Below are 22953 nucleotides of genomic sequence, written 5' to 3'. Positions count from 1 at the left end.
TCCCCTGGTACGGCGCCTCGGCTCGCAAAGGAACCCCTCATGCGCGGCGCAATGATCTATGCCCCCGGCGACATCCGCTTCGAGACCCTGGACGACCCCAAGGTCCTCCACCCCACCGACGCAATCATCCGCACGGCGGTGACGTGTGTGTGCGGCTCGGATCTGTGGCCCTACCGCGGCGCCGAGCCGACCGATGAGCCGCATCCGATGGGCCACGAGTACGTCGGCTTCGTCGAGGAAGTCGGCTCCGAGGTCACCTCGGTCAAGCCGGGCCAGTTCGTGATCGGCTCGTTCGCCACCTCGGACAACACCTGCGTGAACTGCCGAAACGGCTTCCAGTCCAACTGCCTGCACCGCGAATTCATGTCCACCTGCCAGGCCGACTACGTCCGCATCCCCAACGCCCAGGGCACCCTGGTCGCCACCGACCAGGTACCGGGCGAGGAACTGTGGCCGAGCCTGCTAGCGGTCTCCGACGTCATGGGCACCGGCTGGTGGGCCGCGGACGCGGCCGAGGTGAAGCCAGGCTCGACCGCCGTGGTCGTCGGCGACGGCGCGGTCGGCCTCTGCGCGGTGATCGCCGCCAAGGAGATGGGCGCGGAGCGCATCATCGCCATGTCCCGCCACGCCTCCCGGCAGCAGTTGGCCCGCGAGTTCGGTGCCACCGACATCGTCGCCGAACGCGGCGAGGAAGGCATCGAGCGGATCAAGGAGCTGACCGGCGGAATCGGCGCCGACAGTGTGCTGGAGTGCGTCGGTACCGGTGAGGCCATGCGGCAGGCCCTGAACTCCGCCCGGCCGGGCGGAAACGTCGGCTTCGTCGGCGTCCCCCACGAGGTCGCCGTGGACGGGCAGGAGCTGTTCTTCTCCCACGTCGGCCTGCGCGGCGGTCCTGCCCCCGTACGCCGCTACCTGCCCGACCTCATCGGCCTCGTCCAGTCAGGCCGTATCGACCCGGGCAAGGTCTTCGACCTCACCCTGCCGCTCGACGAGGTCGCCGAGGGCTACCGGGCGATGGACGAGCGCCGTGCCATCAAGGCCCTCCTGAAGCCCTGACCCACACCTCACCACCGCACACGGGACCGCGCCTCGCCCTCGGGGCGGTCCCACGAAGGATTCGTCATGACCACATTCGCTCTCATCGGTGCCGGCCCCGGCCTGGGGCTGGCCACCGCTCACCGCTTCGGCAGGGCCGGGCACAGCGTCGCACTCATCGCGCGCAACGCCGATCGCCTATGCCACCTCGGCGGCAAGCTGCACGGGGACGGGATTCAGGCCCGCGGCTACACCGCCGACGTCCTGGACGCCGCCTCACTCACCCTGGCCCTGAAGACGGCAGCCGCCGAGCTGGGGCCGATCGAGGTCCTGCAGTACAGCCCGGTACCGCAAGCCGACTTCATGAAGCCCGTCCTGGACACCACCGCCACCGGCCTCGACGCCCCACTGGCCTTCTCGGTCAAAGCCCCGGTCGCCTGCGTGAACGCGGTCCTGCCCGGCATGCGGGCCCTGGGCCGCGGCACCCTGCTGTTCGTCAACGGCTCCAGCGCAGTGCGCCCGAACCCTGCGGTGGCCGGCACCTCGATCGCGTTCGCCGCCGAGAGCGCGTACGCGGCGATGCTGCACGACGCACTCGCGCCGGAAAACATCCACACGGCCCAGCTGATCATCCCCGGTGCGATCCGCCCCGACGCCGAGCACTCCAGCCCCGCCGTCCTGGCCGAGCGCCTGTACGCGATGCACACCGAACGCGACGGGTTCCGGCACTACGCCGAATCCCTGCCCGAGTGAAGGGACGGACCACGCCGATGCCCTCCACACTCCGGCGGACTCTGCTTCGCGCCGCCCCGGCCGCCGCCCTGCTGCTGGCGCTCGCCGCGTGTTCCAACGACGCACCGGACGCGACCTCGCCGTCCGAGTCCTCCTCTACGGCTACGGCGGGACGGCAGGAGACCACGGCGTTGCGCGCCCCCTCCGGATCCGACAGGAACACTGCCATGGACATCCGTGTCACCCTCGACGGCCAGCCCGTCGACGCGACCTTGAACGACAGCCCCGCCGCCCACGACCTGGCCACCTTGCTCCCGCTCACCGTAGATCTGAAGGACTTCCACGGCACCGAGCGGATCGGCGACCCGCCACGCAAGCTCACTACCGACGACGCCCCCGAGCCGTCTGCGCCCAGGGTCGGCGACATCGCCTACTACGCGCCGTGGGGCAACCTCGCCCTCTTCTACCAGGACGGCCCCTCCGCCTCCTCGGACCTGCTCGTCCTCGGTCATATCGACGCCGACGCCGGACAGCTGGCCAGGGCCGAGCGGATCACCATCGAGATCGCCTCCTGACCGCACCCACCACTCGTACGGAAAGAAGTCTTCGATGCCCGCCGCAGCCAAGGCCGCCCCCACCAAGCTGCCCTTCGTCGTGTGGGTGCTCGCCGCCGGCACCTTCCTGATGGGCACCACCGAGTTCGTCATCGCCGGCATCCTCCCGGACATCGCCCCCGACCTCGGCGTCAGCGTCTCCCACGCCGGACTGCTGATCACGGCCTTCGCCGTCGGCATGATCGTCGGCGGTCCGACCATGGCCCTGGCCACCCTTCGCATGCCCCAGCGCCTCACTCTCGTCCTCGCCCTGGCCGTGTTCGCCGCCGGGCACGTCGTGGCAGCCCTCACCAGTTCCTTCACCGTCGTCTTGGCCGCGCGGTTCGTCACCGCGCTGGCCACCGGCGCGTTCTGGGCCGTCGGCTTCGTCATCGCCACCGCCGCTGCCGGGCCCGCGAACGCCACCCGGGCGGTCAGCGTGATGATGGGCGGCCTGACGCTGGCCAACGTCGTCGGCGTCCCCGCCGGGTCCCTCGTCGGACACGCCACCGGCTGGCGCGGACTGTTCTGGGCCCTGGCCGTGCTCGCCGCCCTTGCCGCCGCCGTGATCGGGCGCTTCATCCCCCGAACGGAGCAACCCACCCAGGTTTCCGTACGGGACGAAATCCGGGCACTGCGGCAGAGCCGCCTGTGGCTGGCACTGGCCTCGGCCGTGCTGATCATGGGCGGTGTGCTGGCCGTCTACACCTACATCACGCCGCTGCTGACCGACCGTGCGGGCATCCCGACCGGTGCCGTGCCGCTGGTGCTGGTCGCGTTCGGCGCCGGCGCGCTGGGCGGCACCGCGATCGGCGGCCGGTTCGGCGACCGCCGCCCGATGGCCACCACGATCCCTGCCGCCGCAGCAACCACGCTGATCCTGCTCGCGCTGATCCCGCTGTCCACCACCCCGGTCGCCGCCATCACCCTGATCTTCCTCATGGCCCTGGCCGGGTTCACGATCAACCCGGTCGTCACCGCCCTCGCCGTCCGCGTGGCCGGCGACGCCCCCACCCTGGCCTCCGCGCTGACCACCTCCGCCTACAACACCGGCATCGCCGCCGGCTCCGCGCTCGCCGGGCAGGCCCTCGCCTCCCCTCTCGGTGTCACCGGCCCCGCCCTGGTCGGTGCCGTCTTCGCGGGCCTGACCCTGCTGCCGCTGATCACCCTGGCCGTCACAGCCAAGCGCGGCACGACGCGCACCGTCGCACTGGGCGGCGCCGACACGCCCATCCCGACAGCACGCAAAACCGCTGAAGCGACGTCGGCGCGGAGCTGAGCCGGTCCGGCCTCCCGGGCCACCCCCATGGTCGACGCCATGGTCGAAGGCGGTGAACTCGACCGCACCCAGGCCGAGACCGGCCAGGCCATCCACCGGCTCGGCACCGCCGACGAGATCGCCCAGGCCGTCCTGTGGCTGTCCAGCCCCGGCGCCGGCTACGTCACCGGCATCGCCCTGCCCGTCGACGGCGGCTACACCGCCCAGGAGCCGTCCCGTTTCCACCGCACTATCAGACCGTCGCAGAACCAGGAGACCCTCCATGCCCGAGCAGTCCGCCCCCGAAGAACTAGAGACATCGCCCCCAAGCTCGTCGAAGTCACCAACGACGTCCTCTTCGGTCACATCTGGAAGCGCCCCGGTCTTACGCCCCGCGACCGGAGCCTGGTGACCGTGAGCACGCTGGCCGCCCTCTACCGCAGCGAGCAACTCGACTACCACCTGGGCGTTGCACTGGACAACGGGCTGAGCGTGCAGGAGCTGTCTGAAGCCATCACCCATCTCGCCTTCTATGCGGGCTGGCCCAACGCCATGACCGCGATCAACAAACTCAAGAAGATCGCCGACCAGCGCGACTCCTCCTGAACCTGCCTCCTCTCTCCCCCTAACGCCCCCACCTGACAAGGATGACGACCATGGAGCACATCACCTCGACCCCGACGGCCAAGGCGCCCGCCGAGCGGTTCACCGGCGACGTCTACCTCAACATGATCGAGGCCCCTACCGACCCTGCCCGCCTCGCCGCCGCTCTGGTCCGCTTCACCCCTGGCGCCCGCACCAACTGGCACAGCCACGCCAACGGCCAGACCCTCTACATCACCGACGGCATCGGCCTGGTCGGCACCCGCGATGGCAACGTCGTACGCGTCAGCGCAGGACAGATCATCAAGTGCCCGGCCGGTGAAGAGCACTGGCACGGCGCCACCGACACCAATCTCATGGCACACATCGCCATGGTCGTCGGCGGCGGAACTGGCGACGGCACCACCTGGCTGGAGCCCGTCACCGACGAGCAGTACACCCACGCTCTCAACAGCACCAGCTGATTCCGAGACCTACCCAGTCCTGAACCACAGCGGGTCTGGGTGCATTCACCGAACGGACACTCCCACTCGCTCTGCCCACAGGGGGCGAAACTGAACTCCAAGTGCTCGCCGCCGGGGCCGCCACCGAGGCCCCGTCCGCATGCGCCGAGCACACCCGAAACCCCTGAACGCCCTCCGACCCAAACCCAACCTCCCCATCCCGCACAAGGAGCCTCCACGATGCACACGCGTACCCTCGGCCAGGGTCTTCAGGTCTCCGCGATCGGCCTGGGCTGCATGGGCATGTCCCAGAGCTACGGCCCCAACCCCGGCGACCGCGGCGACATGATCAGCGTGATTCGCACGGCCGTGGACCGAGGCGTCACGTTCTTCGACACCGCCGAGGTCTACGGCCCGTACGCCAACGAGGAATTGGTGGGTCAGGCGCTGGCGCCCGTACGCGACCAGGTTGTCCTCGCGACCAAGTTCGGCTGGCGCATCGAAAACGGCACACCGGTCGGCCTCGACAGCCGGCCCGAACAGATCAAGCGGGTCGCGGACGCCTCGCTGCGCCGCCTGCGCTCGGACACGATCGATCTCTTCTACCAGCACAGGGTCGACCCGGACGTCCCGATCGAGGACGTCGCGGGCGCGGTCGCAGAGCTCGTACAGGCAGGAAAGGTACGGCACTTCGGCCTGTCCGAGCCGGGCGCGGCGACCATCCGCAGGGCGCACGCCGTGCACCCCGTCAGCGCCGTCCAAAGCGAGTACTCCCTGTGGACCCGCGACCCCGAGCCCGAGGTGCTGCCCACGCTCGCCGAACTAGGCATCGGATTCGTGCCCTTCAGCCCGCTCGGCAAGGGCTTCCTCACCGGCACCGTCGACACCACGACGGCGTTCGCCAAGGGTGACATCCGTTCCACCATCCCGCGGTTCGACGAGGACAATCTCGCCGCCAACCAGGCCCTGGTCGACCACGTCGCCGCGCTCGCCCGCGCCCATGGCGCCACCCCCGGCCAGGTCGCCCTGGCCTGGCTCCTCGCCCAGCAGACCTGGATCGCGCCGATCCCCGGAACCCGCAGGGCCGAGCGTTTGGAAGAGAACGCCGATGCCACGCAGGTCGCCCTGTCCGCCGACGACGTCGCGGACCTCGACGCCACCGCGGCCCGCATCGGCGTGCACGGCGACCGCTACAACGAGATACACCTGGGCCTAGTGGGCAAGTGAGCCGACCTCCTCTACCCGAACACTCCGCGCGGCTCCCGATACCAGCAGAGGAGCATCGACCCGCCCCACCGCGCAGCCCAGGATCGCGCGGGCGGACGGGCTCCTGGGACGGCTTGCTGCCACGACGGACGCGCTGGGCGAACACCGCACAGACCAGAGGGAACCGACCGGCCAGTGGAAGCACTTCTAGGCGTGCGGGAGGAAGGTGAAGACATGATCGAGGCCCGCGATTCTCAGGATCCTGAGAAGGTTCGCGGGGACCGCGGCCAGGGCGGTGTCTGCACTGTGCGCTCTGGCCACACTGCGCACCCCGAGAAGAGCATTGATCCCGCTGGAGTCACAGAATTCAAGGCCGGCCAGATCCATGACCAACAACTGCCCGGTCCGCAGGGTGAGTTCGCTTGCAGACTCCCGGAGTTCGGGGGCAGTGAAGTAGTCGAGGTCACCGACAATCTGCAGGACGGGTCCGGTGGACGTGTTCTGAGTGACGATGTTCAGCGGGCTCATGTCTGTTCTTCACGCGTCGAGTGGGGAACGCCCAGGGCGAGCAGCGCGGTGTCGTCGTCGAGGCCGGTGCCGAAGCGGGCGAGGAGTTCGGTCAGGGCGCCTATGAGGGCTTGCGGGCCCGCTGCGGGACGGCCGTTGACGAAGGTGCGCAGGGCGTCCTCTCCGTACAGGTCGCGTGCGGGTCCGGTGCGGGCCTCGGTCAGGCCGTCGGTGTAGAGCAGCAGGGTGTCGCCGGGCAGGAGCCGGGTGTGGGCGGTGGTGAACTGTGCGTCTGGCAGTACGCCGATGAGCATGCCCCCGGGGGTGGGCAGGTAGTCGGCGGTGCCGTCGGCACGCTGGATGAGTGCGGAGGGTGCCCGCCGGAAGCGAGGTCCACGCCCACATGGTCGTCTCTGAGTGTCAGGACACCATAGATGGCGGTGCAGTAGCGGGCGTTGCCGCTGGTGTATCGCTGGTTCAGTACGGTATTCAGGGTGTTGAGCACGGTGACGGGGTCGGAATCGTTCACGGCTGCGGCGCGCAGCGTGTAGCGGGTGAGCGAGGTGACCGCGGCGGCCTGGGGGCCTTTGCCGCAGACGTCGCCGAGGAAGAACGCCCACCGGTCGGCGTCAAGGGGGAAGAGGTCGTAGAAGTCTCCGCCGAGGAGGTCGGGCGAGGCCGTGTGGTAGTGCGAGGAGGCTTCCAACCCTGGGACGGGAGGGAGTTCGGCGGGAAGCAGGCTCTGCTGGAGGACGGTGAGGGCTTCTTGGAGACGTGCCCGGTCGGCCTCGGCCTGCTGGCGCGCCTCGTCGGCTTCCCGGCGTTCACGCAGCAGTTCGGTCTCGTAGGAGCGGCGGGCTCGGGCGTCGAAGACGGTAGTGCGGATCAGCAGCGGTTCACCGGCGTCGCTGGTCTTCACCTTCGAGGTGACGAGCACAGGTATCCGTTGACCCGCTGCTTTGATGTCCAGAGCAACGCCGCTGACCTCACCGTGCATCTGCAGTACCGGGGCGAAGTGCGTCTCGTGGTAAAGCTTGCCGCCCACGGTGAGCAGATCGGTGAACCGCATGCGGCCCACGACCTGCTGGCGGTCCAGGCCCAGCCAGTCCAGCAGCGTCGTGTTGATCTTCGCGATGGTGCCGTCCAGCAGGGTCGAAAGGTATCCGCACGGAGCCTGTTCGTACAGTTCCTCCGCGCTGTCTTCCAGCAGTGCGCTGAAATCCGCCCCGGTGCCGTCTTCGGGGTGCTCCACGCCAGGGAGCGGGCTTGCCGGTGAGCCTTGTTCCCGGTGCGGGTCCTGGCTGGTGCACATCACCTGGGCGTCCCGAGGAAGTCAGTGATTGCCTCGGCCGTGGCTTCCGGTGCGCTCAGCTGTGGGCAGTGTCCGGTCGCGTTCAGCGTGATCAGACGGCTGCCGGGGATCGACGCGTGGACGTATGCGCCTACTTCAGGAGGCGCGATGACATCCTGTCGGCACTCCAGGATCAGGGTGGGGACCTTGACTGTCTTGAGGTCCTCGCGGCTGTCGGAGAGGAACGTCGTGCGGGCGAATACCCGGGCCATGGCCGGATCCGTCGCGCAGAACGACAGGGTGAGTTCCTGGCCGAGCTCGGGCCGTTCCGCGTTGCCCATGATCACCGGGGCCATCGCCGCCGACCAACCCAGGTAATTCGATTCCAGCGACTCCAGCAGTTCACCGATGTCCTCCGCGCTGAAGCCGCCCCGGTAGCCGTCCTCGTCGACATAGCGGGGTGAGGGAGCCACCATCACCAGGTGCGAAATGCGCTGCGGTTCCCGGGCCGCGGCGAGAACACCGACCATGGCACTGACGGAATGCCCCACGAAGGCCACATCATGCAGGTCCAGCTCCGCACAGACCTCCAGCACGTCATCGGCGTAGCCATCCAGCGAGCTGTAGCGCTGCTCATCCCAGGCTCCGGGGTCCGCCTTGCCGGAGCCGACGTAGTCGAGGAGGACCACCCGGAAGTCCTTGGTCAGCAGGGGAAGCACCAGACGCCACATGTTCTGGTCACAGCCGAACCCGTGCGCCAGCAGGAGCACCGGTCCGTCTGCCCGTCCGGTGACAGTGACGTTGTTCCTCCGCCGGATGTCCATGATCTCCCATTTCTCGGCCCAGAATAAGTACTTCCGCTCTCACGGAGATACCTGACGAAGCAACCGCTTCTCCAGGCATACACAGTGTCGGATACTTAGACATCTAAACCGTCAGTCGATATCCGCTTCCGGAACAGTAGCGATATTTTCAGCGATAGGACTCTTGGGTCCGTGCGCGATATCGAAAGTGACTTTCTGACCTTCGATCAGCGCCCCGGCCGCATCGTTGGCGATGTTGGAGAAGTGGGCGAACACGTCGGAACCTCCGTCATCCTGTTCGATGAATCCAAAACCCCTCGCCGCGTTAAACCACTTCACGGTGCCGGTTGCCATGTCTCATCCTTTCTGGGCCGCAAACCGGCCCGCAGGAAAACCCGCTACGGAAAACGCATGTAGCTGGGGCCCGCACCCCGAAGGATGCGGGCCCCAGCTACAAGGTGTGCGTGAGCGTCAGGCGGGAACGATGTTCTCGGCCTGCGGGCCCTTCTGTCCCTGCGTGACATCGAAGGTGACCTTCTGGCCTTCCTGAAGCTCACGGAAGCCCTGGGTGGCGATGTTCGAGTAGTGGGCGAACACGTCAGCGCCGCCACCCTCCTGCTCGATGAAGCCGAAGCCCTTTTCTGCGTTGAACCACTTCACGGTACCAGCAGCCATGTCATATCTCCTTTGGGGCAGTGCACCGGAATGCGCGCTATACGAATTCCGTGTCGCCGCGATGATTACCCCGCCCGGATATAACCGGAAATAAAAAAGCGCTCCCACCCGGATGAAACCGAGTGAGGGCACTTGAAGTTTCGGGAACCACAACTGCAACTGAGGTCGACAGTAGCATGAACGCAACGGACCGCGTGCTCTGGATAATCGCGCCTTCCTCACCGCAGCAAAAACCCTCACCGCACGATCCGCCAAACCCTCACCTCACGGGAATAGATATTGATTCGCTTGGAGTGCAACATTCCACCCATCGCATGCTGCAACCCGTCGCCACATGCAGACCCTGTCGGCCACGGGGTTGGCGCAACTACAGCCCGCGGCCCTGGACGTACGGATCGCCGAGCTCCTGCGCAACGCCGTAACGGAACCGGCCGTCGAGGAGCGGGCGCTTGGCTGGCGACCGAGATCAGCCCATCCGGGCTACTGTGCATGCAGGCCAAGTTGGAGCTGGCGCGCGCCTTCCACCGCGCGGTCCGCGACGAACAGGCAGCCGTTGTCGCGTGCATCACCGCACGCCAGAGCCTGCTGCGCTCCGGGCAGTAGGGCAGCGCCCCTCCCCCGCTGGCGCCCATGCGCGAGCGGCTGCTCAGATCTGGCGTCCTTCCGTACTGCAGGAGCGAACCGCGGGCACCTCGAGCGAAGCCGCGCCACCGGCTCGTGGGTGACTCGTTGGTCGTATCGAGGTGCCGCCCGCACCGGATGCAGCGCGCGCGGCGAAGGTGCCGGCCGTGTTCTCCCAAGCTGCGCCCGGGGAGCTGCTTGCACTGGTCGAGGAGCACGCGCGGCGCGGCGGGTGTTTCCTGCACGAGGCGTTGATGCTCCGTCACCGGACCCACCGGTATCTGAGGACGCCCGATGCTGACCGCTACATAACGCAGGAGGCGCTCGATCTCCTGGCCGGTCTCCTGGGCGACCCCATCTCCAAGCGAGCATGATGCCCGCCTCGGTAAACCGAGGCGGGCGTCACGGAGTTGGACAACTCAGGCGGGAGTGATGTTCTCCGCCTGCGGGCCCTTCTGGCCCTGGGTGATGTCGAAGTTCACCTTCTGGCCTTCCTGCAGCTCACGGAAGCCGGAGGCGTTGATGTTCGAGTAGTGGGCGAAGACGTCCGGGCCGCCGCCGTCCTGCTCGATGAAGCCGAAGCCCTTTTCCGCGTTGAACCACTTGACGGTTCCGCTGGCCATGTTGTCCTCCAAGGGACTCGAAGTCGCCTCCCGCACTTTGCGGGAGGCGGAGGTGGTCGTCCTGGTCCTCAGAGGCGCTGAACAGCAAGCTGCCCGTGAACTCGCGTCCACGGGCGGTACTTCGGAACCACGACTGCCGGCCCGGACGCTACACGGCCCCGTGCGGTCGAAGCTACGGACAACAGGAGTGCCCTGCCCATAGCTTCGACAGACCACGACCGGAACGGACAGTCAGGCTGTGTGCACGTCGTCCCCCGCAATCTCCTTCGCGGTCCCGCAAGAGGGCTGCTGGCCTAAATCTGGCTCTGCTGGTCAGGGGGCAGCCCCGCGTCGCACACGAGGAGACCACGCCAAGCACGCCGCGACCTGGCCGCGCACTTGCCTCGCCGCCGCGCACCGGGCGGCGAGCCCCTGGGGCATCGGGCCCGCTGGCAGCCCCCGTCACCGCACCGTCCCTGCGGCCGGAGTTGTACGCGAACACCGGCATCACGCCCCTCGACGCCAGGGCGCCCCGGACTTGTGGCGCGCCTCCCCTTATCAGGACATGTGCAGTGCGGGGGTGGTGCGGTCGGCCTCGTCCCGAGCGAGCAGGGCCAGCAATGACGCCACGCTCACGTCGGCCTCGGCGGGGTGCCGCAGGATCTTCGAGGGATCGATCTCGTAGACGTTGCCGCGACCCTGGCGCATATGGGAGAGGTAGCCGGCCTCTTCGAGGTCGGTGATGATGCGCTGCACGGCCCGCTCGGTCAGCCGGCAGTGCGCGGCCAGATCCCGCATACGGGCGTGCCGGTTGTCGGCGATCGCGGCCAGGACCCGGGCGTGGTTGGTCAAGAACGTCCATCCAGCGGGGGACGTGGTCTGTTCCTCCATGCGACCAGTCTAGAACGTGATCCACCACATGAAACACGAATCGTGTTTCTGGTATCAGTTGACGTGATTCAAAGTTCGTATCAAGCTATGGGGCGCCAAAGGACCGAGCGGGAGGTGGGGGCAATGCTCGACGGCACGGAGCCTGCGATCTGGACTGCGCTGTGGATGAACGGGGATGCCCGGTCCCTGCGCATCGCCCCCTGGGCCCCTCTCATCGAGACCTACGAGCGCGGTGAGCGCACCCGGGTAGTGGTGCACGGTGACATTGACATCGATGTCACCTGCGCTTTCCACGAGGCACTGCGCGCAACCCTGGACCGGTCGGTCGCAGGGCTGGATCTGGAACTTGCGCCCCTACGGTTCTGCGACGGTGCCGGCCTCAGAGTGCTGCTCACGGTTCGCGAAGCAGCGCTGGAAGCGGGCAAGACCGTGCACAGCTCGGCCAGTTCCCTCGTCGCGCGGCTGCTGCACATCACACGCACCGACACCCTGTTCAGCGCGACGGCAGCCACCGGGACGGCAACAGGCCGCTCACCCATCGAGGCGGGCGTGCCCGCCCACCGCCGTGCCACCCCGTGTGCGGCCAACTCCCGCACCGACAGAGCACCTTGAGGCAGCACGCAAGAGCCGGCAGTCCCAACGCAGTCCGATTAACACTGCACTCCACCACCACGACCGCCCAAGGGGGACATCCTCATGAACACCGTGACGGCACCCGAGCACACCCATCACTCGGCGGCACGGACCCAGCACGACCTGTTCGAGCGCGCCTACGCGGACCCCGCCTCGATCGCTCCGCGCGACGCCCGCGACGTGGGCAAGCACTTCTTCGACCGTCTCGCCCGGCTCGAGGAGGGAACCCACGAGTACCAGTACGTGCGCAACGCGCTGATCGAGATGAACCTCTCCCTCGTCAAGTACGCCGCCTCCCGGTTCAAGCTCCGCGGGCCGCAGGAGATGGAGGACATCGTCCAGGTCGGCACCATCGGCCTGATCAAGGCGATCGACCGCTTCGAGCTGTCCCGCGAGGTCGCGTTCACCTCCTTCGCCGTCCCTTACATCACCGGCGAGATCAAGCGGTTCTTCCGCGACACCACCTGGGCCGTCCACGTACCGCGGCGCTTGCAGGAAGCCCGCGTCGAACTGTCCAAGGCCACCGAGGAGTTGCGCACCCGCCTGGGCCGCTCCCCCTCCACGGCCGAGCTCGCGGAACTGATGCAGCTCGACCCGGCAGAGGTCACCGAGGCTCAGAAGGCGTCCAACGGCTACAACAGCATCTCCCTCGACGCCGCGATCAACGGGGCCGACGACGAGTCCGAGACACCACTCACCGACTTCATCGGCATAGACGAAGACCGCTTCGAACTCGTGGAGAACTTCCACTCCCTCGCCCCGTTGATCGCCGAGCTGGAAGATCGCGACCGTCGCCTCATCCACCTGCGGTTCGTGGAGGAGCGCACCCAGCAGGACATCGCCGACGAACTCGGCTGCTCGCAAATGCACGTCTCCCGCCTCATCGCCCGCGTCGTAACCAAGCTCCGCACCGGGCTGATGGCAACCGAATAGCCCTCCTCCGCCCCTGTCACCGAGTACGGGACCAACTCACCAAGACACTGAAGTCGATGACCGTCGCGTCCAGGGGAATTGAGCCCGACGCGATCGGCACCGTCGCCCTGCTCAACGCGACGCCCAGGGCAAAGACTTCAAGAAGAAGCTCTGAACTGTCCCGGGTGAAGGCTGTGCCGGGAGTCAGGCGGCGGGTATCCAGATACGGGCTTCATGACCTCCTACTCGAGGAGAGCCACACCCCTCTCCACAGGGGAACGGGTAGGTGGCGTGGGCCGGATCCGGTCGAGACTTCGCTCGACGGGTCCCCCGTGGACGCCCAGCCCCGGCGCGACGCCGCACTGGCCGCCGCACGGCCGACCCGACCGGCTTGGGAGGGGCGCTCGCGGCTGCGTCGCATAGGCTCACACCCACGATGAACAGCAGCGATCCATCCGCCACCCCGCTCAAAGCCGACAAGGCGACGGTACGCAGACACAACCTCAGCCTTGTTCTGCGCACCGTTCACAGCGAGGGCGAGGCGACCCGGGCCGGGGTCGCGGGTCGGGTCGGGCTGACCCGGGCCGCCGTCTCCTCACTCGTCGACCAACTCATCGCCGATGGCTTCCTCACCGAATGGGGCAAGACCTTGAGCGGTCAGGTGGGCCGCCCCGGTACAGCCCTGAAGGTGGCGCGTACCGGTCCTGCCGGGCTCGGCATCGAGATCAACATCGATTACGTCACCGTGTGCGTGGTCGATCTGGCGGGCACCGACCGCGTACGCCTCGTGGAGCGGAAGGACAACCGGGGTGCCGCGCCCTCCACGGTCCTCGCCCAGGCGGCACAGATCGCGGCGCGCGCCTTGGAGTCGGCGGCCGAGCAGGAACTGCACCCGGTCGCCGCCGAGTTGGCGCTGCCCGGACTCGTGTCGGGCGGCACGATGCGGCAGGCTCCGAACCTCGGGTGGAGCCGGGTGCCGGTCGAGGGGCTTTTCGCTCAGGCGCTCACCGCGCTGCGGCCCGCGCACCGTGCACTGCCGGTCAGCGCGGACAACGAGGCGAACCTGGCGGCGATGGCCGAGCTGTGGTTCGGCGGCTGCGCGGGCGACGGCGGACGGGACCGGGTGAACAGCTTCATCTATCTCACCGGCGAGATCGGCATCGGTGGCGCGCTCGTTCTCAACGGTCAACTGCTGCGCGGAGCCCATGGATTCGCCGGTGAGATCGGGCATGTTGTGGTTGATCCGGACGGTCCTGACTGCCGGTGCGGCGCACGTGGATGCCTGGAACAGTACGCAGGGCAGGCCGCCCTTCTGCGCGCGGCGGGACTCGACGAGGCAGCGGGGGCCGCAGGCATCGATGAGCTGGAGACCCGGGCACGCGCGGGCGACGATCGCGCCCTGAGCACGTTGGAGAGCGCCGGACGGCGTCTTGGCCAGGTACTGTCCGGCGCGGTGAATCTGGTCGATCCGGACGCGGTGATGCTCGGCGGAGTCTTCCGCCGCCTGACACCATGGATGGCGCCCGCCGCGGACGAGGAGCTGACAGGCCGTGTGGTCTCGGGCCTGTGGTCACCCGGCAACGGCCGGCTGCGCGCGTCGTCCTCGTCAGGCGACGCGGCGCGCGGCGCGGCCGCCCGGGTCGTCCGCGAGGTCCTGGCCGACCCGGCGCCGTACGCCAAACACCGGGTGGTCTGAAGGCAGCGGTGCGTCACACCCGGTGCGCCGCGATCAGCTTCCGGTACCAGTGGTAGCTGTCCTTCGGCGTGCGCCGCAGCGTGTCGTAGTCGACGCGGATGATGCCGAACCGCTTCGCGTAGCCGAGGGCCCACTCGAAGTTGTCCAGGAGCGACCAGACGTAATAGCCGCGCACGTCGACGCCCGCGTCCATGGCGGCGCGCAGGGCCGTGAGGTGCTCGTGCAGGTAGGCGACGCGGTCGGCGTCGTGCACCGCGCCGTCCGCGGCGACCTCGTCGTGCTCCGCCGATCCGTTCTCCGTGATGTGGATCGGCGGCAGCGCGTCGCCGTACGTCTCCTTGAGCGAGGTCAGCAGGTCCGTGAAGGTCTCGGGGACTACCGGCCAGCCCATTGCCGTGTGGCGCACGCCCGGATACTTCCCCTCCGCGTACCGGTTGTCGGTGGCGACACGCAGCGCGGGGTCGGGTTCACGGTGCGGGGCGTCGGCGATGACGATCGGCCGGTAGTAGTTGACGCCGAGGAAGTCCATTGGCTGGGCGATGAGTTCGAGGTCGCCGTCGCGCCGGAAGTCCTGCCGGGTGATGAGCTCGCCCCAGGTGTCCTCGTCGGTGGACGGGTAGCGGCCCGCGAGGAGCGGCTCGGTCCACACGAGGTTGTGCTGGGTGTCGGCGCGGACGACTGCGGCGCGGTCGGCGGCGGAGTCGGTGGCGGGGACGTTCCGGTCGAGGTTGAGGGTGATGCCCGCCTCGCGCACACCGGCCGCCCGCAGCGCCTTCATGGCCAGGCCGTGGCCGACCAGAAGATGGTGTGCGGCGGCGAGCGCACCGGTTCCCTCCTTCGCGCCGGGCGCATGGCGGCCCACGGAGTAGCCGAGGAAGGCGCTGCACCAGGGCTCGTTGAGGGTGATCCAGCGCGGGACCCGGTCGGCGAGGTGCTCGGCGACGATCGCGGTGTACTCGCCGAATCGCTCGGCGGTCTCACGGACCCGCCAGCCGCCCCGGTCCTCCAGCGCCTGCGGCAGGTCCCAGTGGTAGAGAGTGGCGGCCGGTTCGATGCCCGCCTCCAGCAACTCGTCGACCAGACGGGAGTAGAAGTCGAGGCCCTTCGGGTTCGCGGGCCCCTGCCCGGTCGGCTGGATGCGCGGCCAGGCGATCGAGAAGCGGTACGAGTCGACGCCGAGTCCGCGCAGGAGTGCCACGTCCTCGGGGTAGCGGTGGTAGTGGTCGCAGGCCACGTCACCGGTGTCACCGCTGTCGGTGCGTCCGGGGGTGTGACTGTAGGTGTCCCAGATGGAGGGTCCGCGTCCGTCCTCGTCCGCGGCTCCCTCGATCTGGTACGAGGCGGTGGCCGCGCCGAACACGAAGCCGGACGGGAACGAGGGGAAGGGGGTCGAGTCGCTCATGAGCAGCCTTACTTGACGGATCCGCCGGTGATGCCGGCGGCGATGTACTTCTGGGCGAGGACGAGCAGTACGGCGGCCGGGATCGCCGACAGGACGGCGGCAGCCATGACCGAGCCCCAGTCGCCGACGTGGGCGCCGATGTACTGGTAGATGCCGAGCGTGACGGGCTTGACGTCGTCGGTGGTGTTGAGGGTGAGCGCGAACATGAAGTCGCTCCACGCGTACAGGAACGAGAACAGCCCAGCGGTGATCAGGGAGTTGCGGCTCATCGGCAGCACGACCTGGACGAAGGTGCGCAGCTTGCTCGCGCCGTCGACCTCGGCCGCCTCGATGACTTCCTTGGGGATGGCCACCATGAAGGAGCGCATGAGAACGATGGCGAAGGGGATGCCGAGCGAGGCGTCGGCGAGCATCAGGCCGAAGTAGGAGTTGACCAGGCCGAGATCGACGTACGCGCTGTAGAGGGCGTTGGCGATGACGATGCCCGGCACCATCTGGGTGATGAGGGTGCCGAAGACGATGGACTTGGTGCCGGGCAGCTTGAACTGGGCGAGCCCGTACGCGGCGGGCGCGGCGATCGCCAGACAGATGACGACGGCACCGAGCGCGACGGCGAGGGAGGTCAGCAGATGGCCGCCCTGCTCGCTGAGGGCGGAGGTGAAGCCCGACAGGTCCAACGAGTGCGGTACGGGCGAGACTTCGAGGAGCCCGGACTCGGGCTGCAGTGCCGTATTGATCATCCAGTACAGCGGGAACAGCATGACGCACAGGATGACCGCGCCGGCGACGGTGGCGCCCCAGCGGCGCCTCGGCTTCTGCGCGACGGACGGGTGGGTGGTCGTCATGCCGGTCACTTCCCCTCGGAGCGGTTGGCCCGCAGGTAGAACACTGCGAAGACGGCGGAGATCAGGATCAGGACGTTGCCGACGACGGCGCCCGCACCGAAGTCCAGCTGCACGAAGGAGTTCTGGTAGGTGAGCGTGCCGAGCGTCTGCGTGGAGTCGGCCGGGCCGCCGTCGGTCAGGGCGAGGATCAGGTCGAGGATCTTGATCGTCGACATGAAGCCCAGCACGAGGACGACGGTGATGACCGGCTTGAGCAGCGGCAGCGTGATGGAACGGAAGGTGCGCCAGGCGGAGGCTCCGTCCAGGGACGCGGCCTCGTACAGCTCCTTGGGGATCTCCTGGAGTCCGCCGTAGAGGATCACCATGTTGAACGGGATGCCGATCCAGATGTTCACCAGGATCACGGAGAACAGGGCCATGCCGGGGCTGGTCAGCCACGGGGTGTGACCGCCGAGGCCGAGGGTGTCGGCGAAGGAGTTGAGAACGCCGGTGTCCTGGTCGAGGATGCGGCGCCACACGATGCCGGAGACGACCATCGGGACGAGCCAGGGCAGCAGGATGAGGGAGCGCAGGAACCCGTTGAGCGGGAACCTCTTCGTGAAGAAGACGGCGAGCGCGAGGCCGACGCCGAACTGACCTATCAGGGAGCCGATCGTGAAGACGATGGTGTGCCACAGCGCCTTGCCGAAGAGGTCGTCCTTGAAGACCTTGCTCCAGTTGTCGGTGCCGTTGAAGGGGGCCTTGCCGTCGAAGAAGGTGGACGGCGAGTAGTGCTGGAAGCTCATCACGACGTTGCGGACGAGCGGGTAGCCGAAGAACAGCAGCATGAAGACGACGGCGGGGGCAATGAAGCCCCACTGCGAGAGCCTGCGGCGGCGCCGGGCGCGCAGCGGGTCGGTCTTCTTGCCGCTTACGGCCCGCCGGGCAGCGGGAGCGGTGACGGTGGTGGTCGACATGGTCGTGGTTCCCCTCAGTTCCCGCTCGTGGCGCGGGCCTGCGCCTTCTTCAGCGCGGCCTCGCTGTTCTGTCCGGTGAGTGCGGACTGGAAGGCGCTCTGCAGGGCCAGTGACACGGAAGTCCAGCGGGCACCGACCTTGGTCGTACGCGAGCGGGCGGTGGCCACCTGGTCGGCGAGCGCGTCCAGTTCGGGCACTTCCTTGCGCCAGATCGCGGCGGCCTTCTCGTTGGCCGGGACCATCCAGCTGTTGCGCGCGTAGCTGATCTGTTCCTTCTCGGAGGACATGCACTGGACGATCTTCGCGGCGGTCTTCTCGCGGGCCGTGTCACCGGTGTTGGGGATGGTGAGGATGGCGCCGCCGAGTGGGCCGACGGAGGCGTCGCCCGCCTTCGGGACGGGGATCCGGGCGATCTGCCAGTGCAGATTCTTCTTGGTGTTGAGAGTCTCCACCTGCCACGGCCCGTTGATCATCATCGCGGCGTTGCCGGCCATGAACTGGTCGTTGACGTCGGCCTGCGTCCAGTTGACGGTCGACTTGGACAGCGAGCCGTCCTTGAGGAGGCCCTTCCAGTAGTCGAGCGCCCCGGCGACGTTCTTGGTGGCGAGGTCGGTCTCGTCACCACCGTTGGACCACATGAACGGGGTGAACTGGAAGACGCCGTCCTCGGCGCCGCCCGCGCTCAGGGCGATGCCGTACTGCTTGCCCCGAGTGAGCTTCTTCGCGGTCTCCTTCATCTCGGCCCACGTGGTGGGGACCTGAAGGCCGGCTTTGTCGAGGATGTCCTTGTTGTAGAAGAGGGCGAGGGTGTTCACCGTGCGCGCGGCGCCGTAGTACGTGCCCTTGTACGAGCCGAAGTCGACGATGCCCTTGGGGATGTCCCTGGTGGACAGGCCGAGGGAGCGCAGGTCGACGAGGCCACCCGCCTCGGCGAACGTCGGCATCTCGGAGGCGTCGAACTGGATGACGTCCGGGAGTGACTTCGACGATGCCATGCGCAGCGACTTGGTCATCACCTGCGCGGCGGGGACGCTCTGCTGCTCGATGCTGATGCCGAGTTGCTTGCTGCAGCGCCCCAGCGTGGCGGCGTCCCAGCCGTGGTACGAGTCGTCCGTCGAGGAGTTGAGGACGGTGTAGACGTTCGCGTCGCGCTGCTGGCCGCAGCCCGCAAGGGCGGCGCCTGCGACGAGTACGGAGACGACGGTCAGCGGGGCCATGGCCCGCCGGCCGGAACGTGGACGCCTGGCGCGCGTCGCGTCCGGAGGGGAAGCTGCTGTCACGGTGGTTGCCCTTGACTGGGAGGGGTGGCCGGTCCCGGCGGAACGCCTGTGTCCCGTCGGGGTGTTCGCGGTGGCCCGTACGGCGCCGGCCTGCGCCGTACGGTCTGATGCGCGAAGGGGCCGGCGTCAGCGGACGCCGAGCAGGTGCTCCATGGCGAGCTGGTCGAGGCGCTCGAACGCCATGGACTTCTCGGCGGCTGCGGTCACGTCGAAGTCCTCGAACGCATCCTTGTCGGCGAGGAGTCCTGCCAGGCCATCGGCTGCAGTGGGCTGCGCGAGCTGGTCGAGCCGGGAATCGAGCAGCGCCTGCTGCACCTGGGGGTCGGCGCGGAAAGCGGCCGCACGCTCCTTGAGGATCAGGTAGTTTCGCATGCAGTTCTTGGCGGACTCCCACACCCCGTCGAAGCCGTCGGTGCGCACCGGCTTGAAGTCGAAGTGGCGCGGGCCCTCGTATCCGGCGCTCTCCAGGAGGTCGACGAGCCAGAAGGCCTGGCGCAGGTCACCGGCGCCGAAGCGCAGGTCCTGGTCGTACTTGATACCGCTCTGGCCGTTGAGGTCGATGTGGAAGAGCTTGTCCGCCCACAGGGCCTGCGCGATGCCGTGCGCGAAGTTGAGCCCGGCCATCTGCTCGTGGCCCACCTCCGGGTTGACGCCCACGAGTTCGGGTCGCTCCAGACGCTCGATGAAGGCGAGAGCGTGGCCGATGGTCGGCAGGAGGATGTCGCCGCGCGGCTCGTTCGGCTTGGGCTCGATCGCGAACTTGAGGTCGTAGCCCTGCTCGGTCACGTAGTCGCCGAGGAGGTCGAAGGCCTCCTTCATACGGTCGAGCGCGTCGCGCACGTCCTTGGCGGCGCCGGACTCCGCACCCTCGCGCCCGCCCCACGCCACATAGGTCTGGGCGCCCAGCTCGACGGCGAGGTCGATGTTGCGGATGGTCTTGCGCAGGGCGAAGCGGCGCACGTCACGGTCGTTGGCGGTGAAACCGCCGTCCTTGAAGACCGGGTGCGTGAACAGGTTCGTCGTCGCCATCGGCACGACGAGGCCCGTCTCGTCGAGGGCGGCACGGAACCGCTTGACGATGGCCTCGCGCTCGCTGTCGCCCGCCCCGAAGGGGATCAGGTCGTCGTCGTGGAACGTGACGCCGTGCGCACCGAGCTCGGCCAGGCGGCGCACCGACTCGACGGGGTCCAGGGCGGGGCGGGTGGCATCGCCGAAGGGGTCGTTGCCTCGCCAGCCGACGGTCCACAGACCGAAGGTGAACTTGTCGTCGAAGGCGGGAGTGAAGCGATCGGACATGGTGCGACCCTTTGCTGCTTGCTGCGGGTGGCGGCTACTGCGGCTGCTTGAGGCTGCGTGCACGCGCAGCCGCGTGCCGACCCGGCGTCCACCGGGTGGTTTGTTTTCTGACATGACTAATACGCCATGCATCGTCGATGCGCTAGCCCCCCAGACGTAGACACCCTTTAGGAAATGCCCTCCCACCTGGTGTTATAGAAATCGAAGCGCTTCGACAGATGACCGTCTTGCACCCCTTGCCCTTTTGTTTTTCATGCGATCAAATGGCGGCATGAAGTTCACCGACGGCTTCTGGCTGATGAGCGACGGGGTCCAGGCCTCGTACGCCACCGAAGCCCGAGACATCCGTACAAGCACCGACCGATTCACCGCGTACGCCGCAACCAAGCGCGTCGAGCGGCGCGGCGACACTCTCAACTCACCCCTGCTGACCGCAGATTGCTTCTCCCCCGCCGAGGGCGTCATCGGCGTCCGCATCACGCACCACTCGGGCAAGCGCCGCCCCGGCCCCGACTTCGTACTGCCCGGAGCGCACGCCCCCGCCGGGCAGGTGCGCCGCGATGGCAACGTTGTCGAGCTGACGAGCGGCGCCCTGTCCGTCCGCCTGGACGCGGCCGAGCCCTGGACGCTTTCATTCCGCGACGAGCACGGACGTGAGGTGACGCAGGCGGGCCGCAAGGGCACGGCCTTCTTCACCACCGCCGACGGCACCCACCACATGGCCGGACAGCTCGCGCTCGGCGTCGGCGAGCAGGTGTACGGCCTCGGCGAGCGCTTCACGCCGTTCGTGAAGAACGGCCAGGTCGTCGACATGTGGCAGGCCGACGGCGGCACCAGTAGCGAACAGGCCTACAAGAACGTGCCGTTCAGCCTCCACCTCTCCCCCGCCGGCGCGTACGGAGTATTCGTCAACCACCCCGGCAGGGTCGGCTACGAGATCGGCTCCGAGTCGGTCGGTCACATGCAGTTCAGCGTCGAGGACCAGACACTCGAGTACTACGTCGTCGCAGGCCCCACCCCCAAGGACGTACTGCGCCGCTACACCGCGCTCACCGGCCGCCCGGCTCTGCCGCCGGCCTGGTCCTTCGGTCTGTGGCTGACCACGTCGTTCACCACGCAGTACGACGAGGAGACCGTCACGTCCTTCGTCGACGGCATGGCCGAACGGGACATCCCGCTGAGCGTCTTCCACTTCGACTGCTTCTGGATGCGCGAGTACCAGTGGTCGGACTTCCAATGGGACCCGGCAGTCTTCCCCGACCCGGAGGGCATGCTGGCCCGCCTCAAGGAGCGCGGCCTGCGAATCTCCGTCTGGATCAACCCGTACATCGCTCAGAAGTCCGCCCTGTTCGACGAGGCCGCGCAGCAGGGGTATCTGGTGCGGCGGCCGAACGGCGACATCTGGCAGTGGGACCTGTGGCAGGCCGGCATGGGCCTGGTCGACTTCACGAACCCCGACGCCTGCGCCTGGTTCCAGGGCAAGTTGAAGGTGCTCCTCGACCAGGGGGTCGACTGTTTCAAGACGGACTTCGGCGAACGCATCCCCACCGATGTCGTGTGGCACGACGGCTCCGACCCGGAGCGTATGCACAACTACTACACACACCTGTACAACCAGGTCGTCTTCGAGCTGCTGCAGAAGGAACGCGGCACCGGCGAGGCGGTGCTGTTCGCGCGCTCGGCCACGGCGGGCGGCCAGCAGTTCCCGGTGCACTGGGGCGGCGACTGCTGGTCGTCGTTCGGTGCGATGGCGGAGTCCTTGCGCGGCGGGCTCTCTCTGTCTCTGTCCGGTTTCGGCTTCTGGTCGCACGACATCGGCGGCTTCGAAGGCACGCCCGACGCGGCCGTCTTCAAGCGCTGGCTCGCCTTCGGCCTGCTGTCGTCGCACAGCCGCCTGCACGGTTCCAGCTCGTACCGGGTGCCGTGGGAGTTCGGCGATGAAGCAGTCGATGTGACACGGAAGTTCACTCGGCTCAAGCACCGCCTGATGCCGTATCTGTACGGAGCCGCGGCCGAGGCCCACCGTGACGGTGTGCCTCTGATGCGGCCGATGCTCCTGGAGTTCCCCGAGGACCCGACGTCCCGCACGCTCGACCGGCAGTACATGCTCGGCCCGGACCTGCTCGTGGCGCCGGTGTTCACCGAGGACGGCGACGTCGAGTTCTACCTCCCCGAAGGCACCTGGACGCATCTGCTGACGGGCGAACGGGTGCAGGGTCCGGCCTGGCGCCGTGAGACCCATGGCTTCGACAGCCTGCCGCTGTACGTCCGCCCGGGCGCAGTGATCCCCCTCGGCGCACACGAGCAGCGCCCCGACGGCGACTGGGCCGACGGCCTCACCCTGCTCGTCGCGCCCGGAGTGCACGACGCGACCGTCAGGCTTCCCGACCATGAAGGCTGCACGGCCGCGACCTACCAGGTGAGCCGGGACACGGGAGGCGGCGTCGTGACGGTGACGGCGCCGGACGGGGGCGCGGTGCCGCACGTCAGGGAGCTGTGAGCAGCTGATCCGAAACGCCGGGGGTGGCTCGGGGGGCGACCGAGCAGCGTTGGCCTGCCTGATCGGCGCTGATCGCGATGCGGTCGGTGCACCTGTCCGCCCTCCTCAACCGGCAGTTGAGGAGGGCGGAGCTGTGACCGAGTGGTTCCCGAGTTCACTGTGATTCGGTGGCG

The 22953-nt window shown here is 68.1% G+C and carries 22 protein-coding genes and 3 pseudogenes; 13 read left to right on the top strand and 12 right to left on the bottom strand.

Translation table 11 applies throughout. From position 1 onward, the window contains the following. Positions 1-39 precede the first annotated feature (39 nt). The 8 genes and pseudogenes from OG707_RS37405 to OG707_RS37370 all read left to right on the top strand — a co-directional run bounded on the left by OG707_RS37405 (position 40) and on the right by OG707_RS37370 (position 5891). Entirely contained in the window at positions 40-1056 is a 1017-nt protein-coding gene (locus tag OG707_RS37405; protein WP_329126324.1) for a zinc-dependent alcohol dehydrogenase family protein, read from the top strand. 66 nt (positions 1057-1122) lie between these two features. Continuing rightward, on the top strand, positions 1123-1788 hold the full coding sequence (locus tag OG707_RS37400) for an SDR family NAD(P)-dependent oxidoreductase (RefSeq protein ID WP_329126323.1): 666 nt from the start codon (positions 1123-1125) through the stop codon (positions 1786-1788). A gap of 17 nt (positions 1789-1805) precedes the next feature. Further along, positions 1806-2342, top strand: coding sequence for a cyclophilin-like fold protein (locus OG707_RS37395; RefSeq protein ID WP_329126322.1), 537 nt, complete (start codon positions 1806-1808; stop codon positions 2340-2342). A gap of 34 nt (positions 2343-2376) precedes the next feature. Continuing rightward, positions 2377-3639 (top strand): MFS transporter, encoded by a 1263-nt coding sequence (locus OG707_RS37390; protein WP_329126321.1) that lies wholly within the window; start codon positions 2377-2379, stop codon positions 3637-3639. Between the two features lie 6 nt (positions 3640-3645). Continuing rightward, positions 3646-3846: pseudogene (locus OG707_RS37385) on the top strand (SDR family oxidoreductase); the annotation flags it as partial. A 55-nt stretch (positions 3847-3901) separates the two neighbouring features. Beyond that, positions 3902-4224: pseudogene (locus OG707_RS37380) on the top strand (carboxymuconolactone decarboxylase family protein). 50 nt (positions 4225-4274) lie between these two features. Next, positions 4275-4685 (top strand): (R)-mandelonitrile lyase, encoded by a 411-nt coding sequence (locus OG707_RS37375; protein ID WP_329126320.1) that lies wholly within the window; start codon positions 4275-4277, stop codon positions 4683-4685. 219 nt (positions 4686-4904) lie between these two features. Beyond that, positions 4905-5891 carry an aldo/keto reductase gene (locus OG707_RS37370; RefSeq protein ID WP_329126319.1) on the top strand — a complete coding sequence of 329 codons (987 nt, stop codon included), beginning with the start codon at positions 4905-4907 and terminating at the stop codon, positions 5889-5891. Positions 5892-6077: 186 nt separating this feature from the next. Here OG707_RS37370 and OG707_RS37365 read toward each other — a convergent pair whose 3' ends face one another. From OG707_RS37365 to OG707_RS37345, 5 genes and pseudogenes are all read right to left on the bottom strand, one after another. Then, entirely contained in the window at positions 6078-6398 is a 321-nt protein-coding gene (locus tag OG707_RS37365; protein ID WP_329126318.1) for an STAS domain-containing protein, read from the bottom strand. Next, a pseudogene (locus tag OG707_RS37360) lies at positions 6395-7689 on the bottom strand (PP2C family protein-serine/threonine phosphatase). The gene OG707_RS37365 and the pseudogene OG707_RS37360 overlap by 4 nt, the downstream one beginning before the upstream one ends. Further along, complete coding sequence (locus OG707_RS37355; protein ID WP_329126317.1) at positions 7689-8492, bottom strand: alpha/beta fold hydrolase; 804 nt, start codon at positions 8490-8492, stop codon at positions 7689-7691. The pseudogene OG707_RS37360 and the gene OG707_RS37355 overlap by 1 nt, the downstream one beginning before the upstream one ends. Positions 8493-8603: 111 nt before the next feature. Then, positions 8604-8825 (bottom strand): cold-shock protein, encoded by a 222-nt coding sequence (locus OG707_RS37350; protein WP_329126316.1) that lies wholly within the window; start codon positions 8823-8825, stop codon positions 8604-8606. A gap of 117 nt (positions 8826-8942) precedes the next feature. Next, positions 8943-9146, bottom strand: coding sequence for a cold-shock protein (locus tag OG707_RS37345; protein WP_329126315.1), 204 nt, complete (start codon positions 9144-9146; stop codon positions 8943-8945). A gap of 788 nt (positions 9147-9934) precedes the next feature. Here OG707_RS37345 and OG707_RS37340 point away from each other — a divergent pair. Next, the gene (locus tag OG707_RS37340; RefSeq protein ID WP_329126314.1) at positions 9935-10141 is read left to right on the top strand and encodes a hypothetical protein; all 207 of its coding nucleotides are present in this window, start codon (positions 9935-9937) and stop codon (positions 10139-10141) included. Between the two features lie 45 nt (positions 10142-10186). Here the strand turns inward: OG707_RS37340 and OG707_RS37335 are convergent, their stop codons facing one another. Further along, the gene (locus tag OG707_RS37335) at positions 10187-10390 is read right to left on the bottom strand and encodes a cold-shock protein (RefSeq protein WP_098750155.1); all 204 of its coding nucleotides are present in this window, start codon (positions 10388-10390) and stop codon (positions 10187-10189) included. 537 nt (positions 10391-10927) lie between these two features. Beyond that, positions 10928-11260: a helix-turn-helix transcriptional regulator gene (locus OG707_RS37330; RefSeq protein WP_329126313.1), complete on the bottom strand. Its 333-nt coding sequence runs from the start codon at positions 11258-11260 to the stop codon at positions 10928-10930. Between the two features lie 123 nt (positions 11261-11383). On the opposite strand from OG707_RS37330, the gene OG707_RS37325 reads away from it, so the two are divergent. From OG707_RS37325 to OG707_RS37315, 3 genes are all read left to right on the top strand, one after another. Continuing rightward, positions 11384-11872, top strand: coding sequence for an STAS domain-containing protein (locus tag OG707_RS37325; protein ID WP_329126312.1), 489 nt, complete (start codon positions 11384-11386; stop codon positions 11870-11872). 84 nt (positions 11873-11956) lie between these two features. Continuing rightward, a complete protein-coding gene (locus OG707_RS37320) occupies positions 11957-12826 on the top strand; it encodes a SigB/SigF/SigG family RNA polymerase sigma factor (protein WP_329126311.1) in 870 nt (289 codons plus the stop codon). Positions 12827-13241: 415 nt separating this feature from the next. After that, the gene (locus OG707_RS37315; RefSeq protein WP_329126310.1) at positions 13242-14501 is read left to right on the top strand and encodes an ROK family transcriptional regulator; all 1260 of its coding nucleotides are present in this window, start codon (positions 13242-13244) and stop codon (positions 14499-14501) included. Positions 14502-14514: 13 nt separating this feature from the next. Here OG707_RS37315 and OG707_RS37310 read toward each other — a convergent pair whose 3' ends face one another. The 5 genes from OG707_RS37310 to xylA form a co-directional block, all read right to left on the bottom strand. Continuing rightward, on the bottom strand, positions 14515-15903 hold the full coding sequence (locus OG707_RS37310; protein ID WP_329126309.1) for a GH1 family beta-glucosidase: 1389 nt from the start codon (positions 15901-15903) through the stop codon (positions 14515-14517). An 8-nt stretch (positions 15904-15911) separates the two neighbouring features. Further along, positions 15912-16748, bottom strand: a complete 837-nt coding sequence (locus OG707_RS37305; protein WP_329126308.1) for a carbohydrate ABC transporter permease — start codon at positions 16746-16748, stop codon at positions 15912-15914. A gap of 5 nt (positions 16749-16753) precedes the next feature. Then, the gene (locus tag OG707_RS37300; protein ID WP_329126307.1) at positions 16754-17704 is read right to left on the bottom strand and encodes a carbohydrate ABC transporter permease; all 951 of its coding nucleotides are present in this window, start codon (positions 17702-17704) and stop codon (positions 16754-16756) included. Between the two features lie 14 nt (positions 17705-17718). Next, complete coding sequence (locus tag OG707_RS37295) at positions 17719-18921, bottom strand: ABC transporter substrate-binding protein (RefSeq protein ID WP_329128184.1); 1203 nt, start codon at positions 18919-18921, stop codon at positions 17719-17721. A 189-nt stretch (positions 18922-19110) separates the two neighbouring features. Beyond that, positions 19111-20280, bottom strand: a complete 1170-nt coding sequence (gene xylA, locus OG707_RS37290; RefSeq protein ID WP_329126306.1) for a xylose isomerase — start codon at positions 20278-20280, stop codon at positions 19111-19113. A 271-nt stretch (positions 20281-20551) separates the two neighbouring features. Here xylA and yicI point away from each other — a divergent pair, with 271 nt between their 5' ends. Beyond that, the gene (gene yicI / locus OG707_RS37285) at positions 20552-22780 is read left to right on the top strand and encodes an alpha-xylosidase (RefSeq protein WP_329126305.1); all 2229 of its coding nucleotides are present in this window, start codon (positions 20552-20554) and stop codon (positions 22778-22780) included. The last annotated feature ends 173 nt before the right edge of the window (positions 22781-22953 follow it).

Source organism: Streptomyces sp. NBC_01465 (genome assembly GCF_036227325.1).
Taxonomy (GTDB): Bacteria; Actinomycetota; Actinomycetes; order Streptomycetales; family Streptomycetaceae; genus Streptomyces.
Note: the sequence above shows the minus strand (reverse complement) of the source record. Positions and strands in the feature narration are given on the sequence as shown.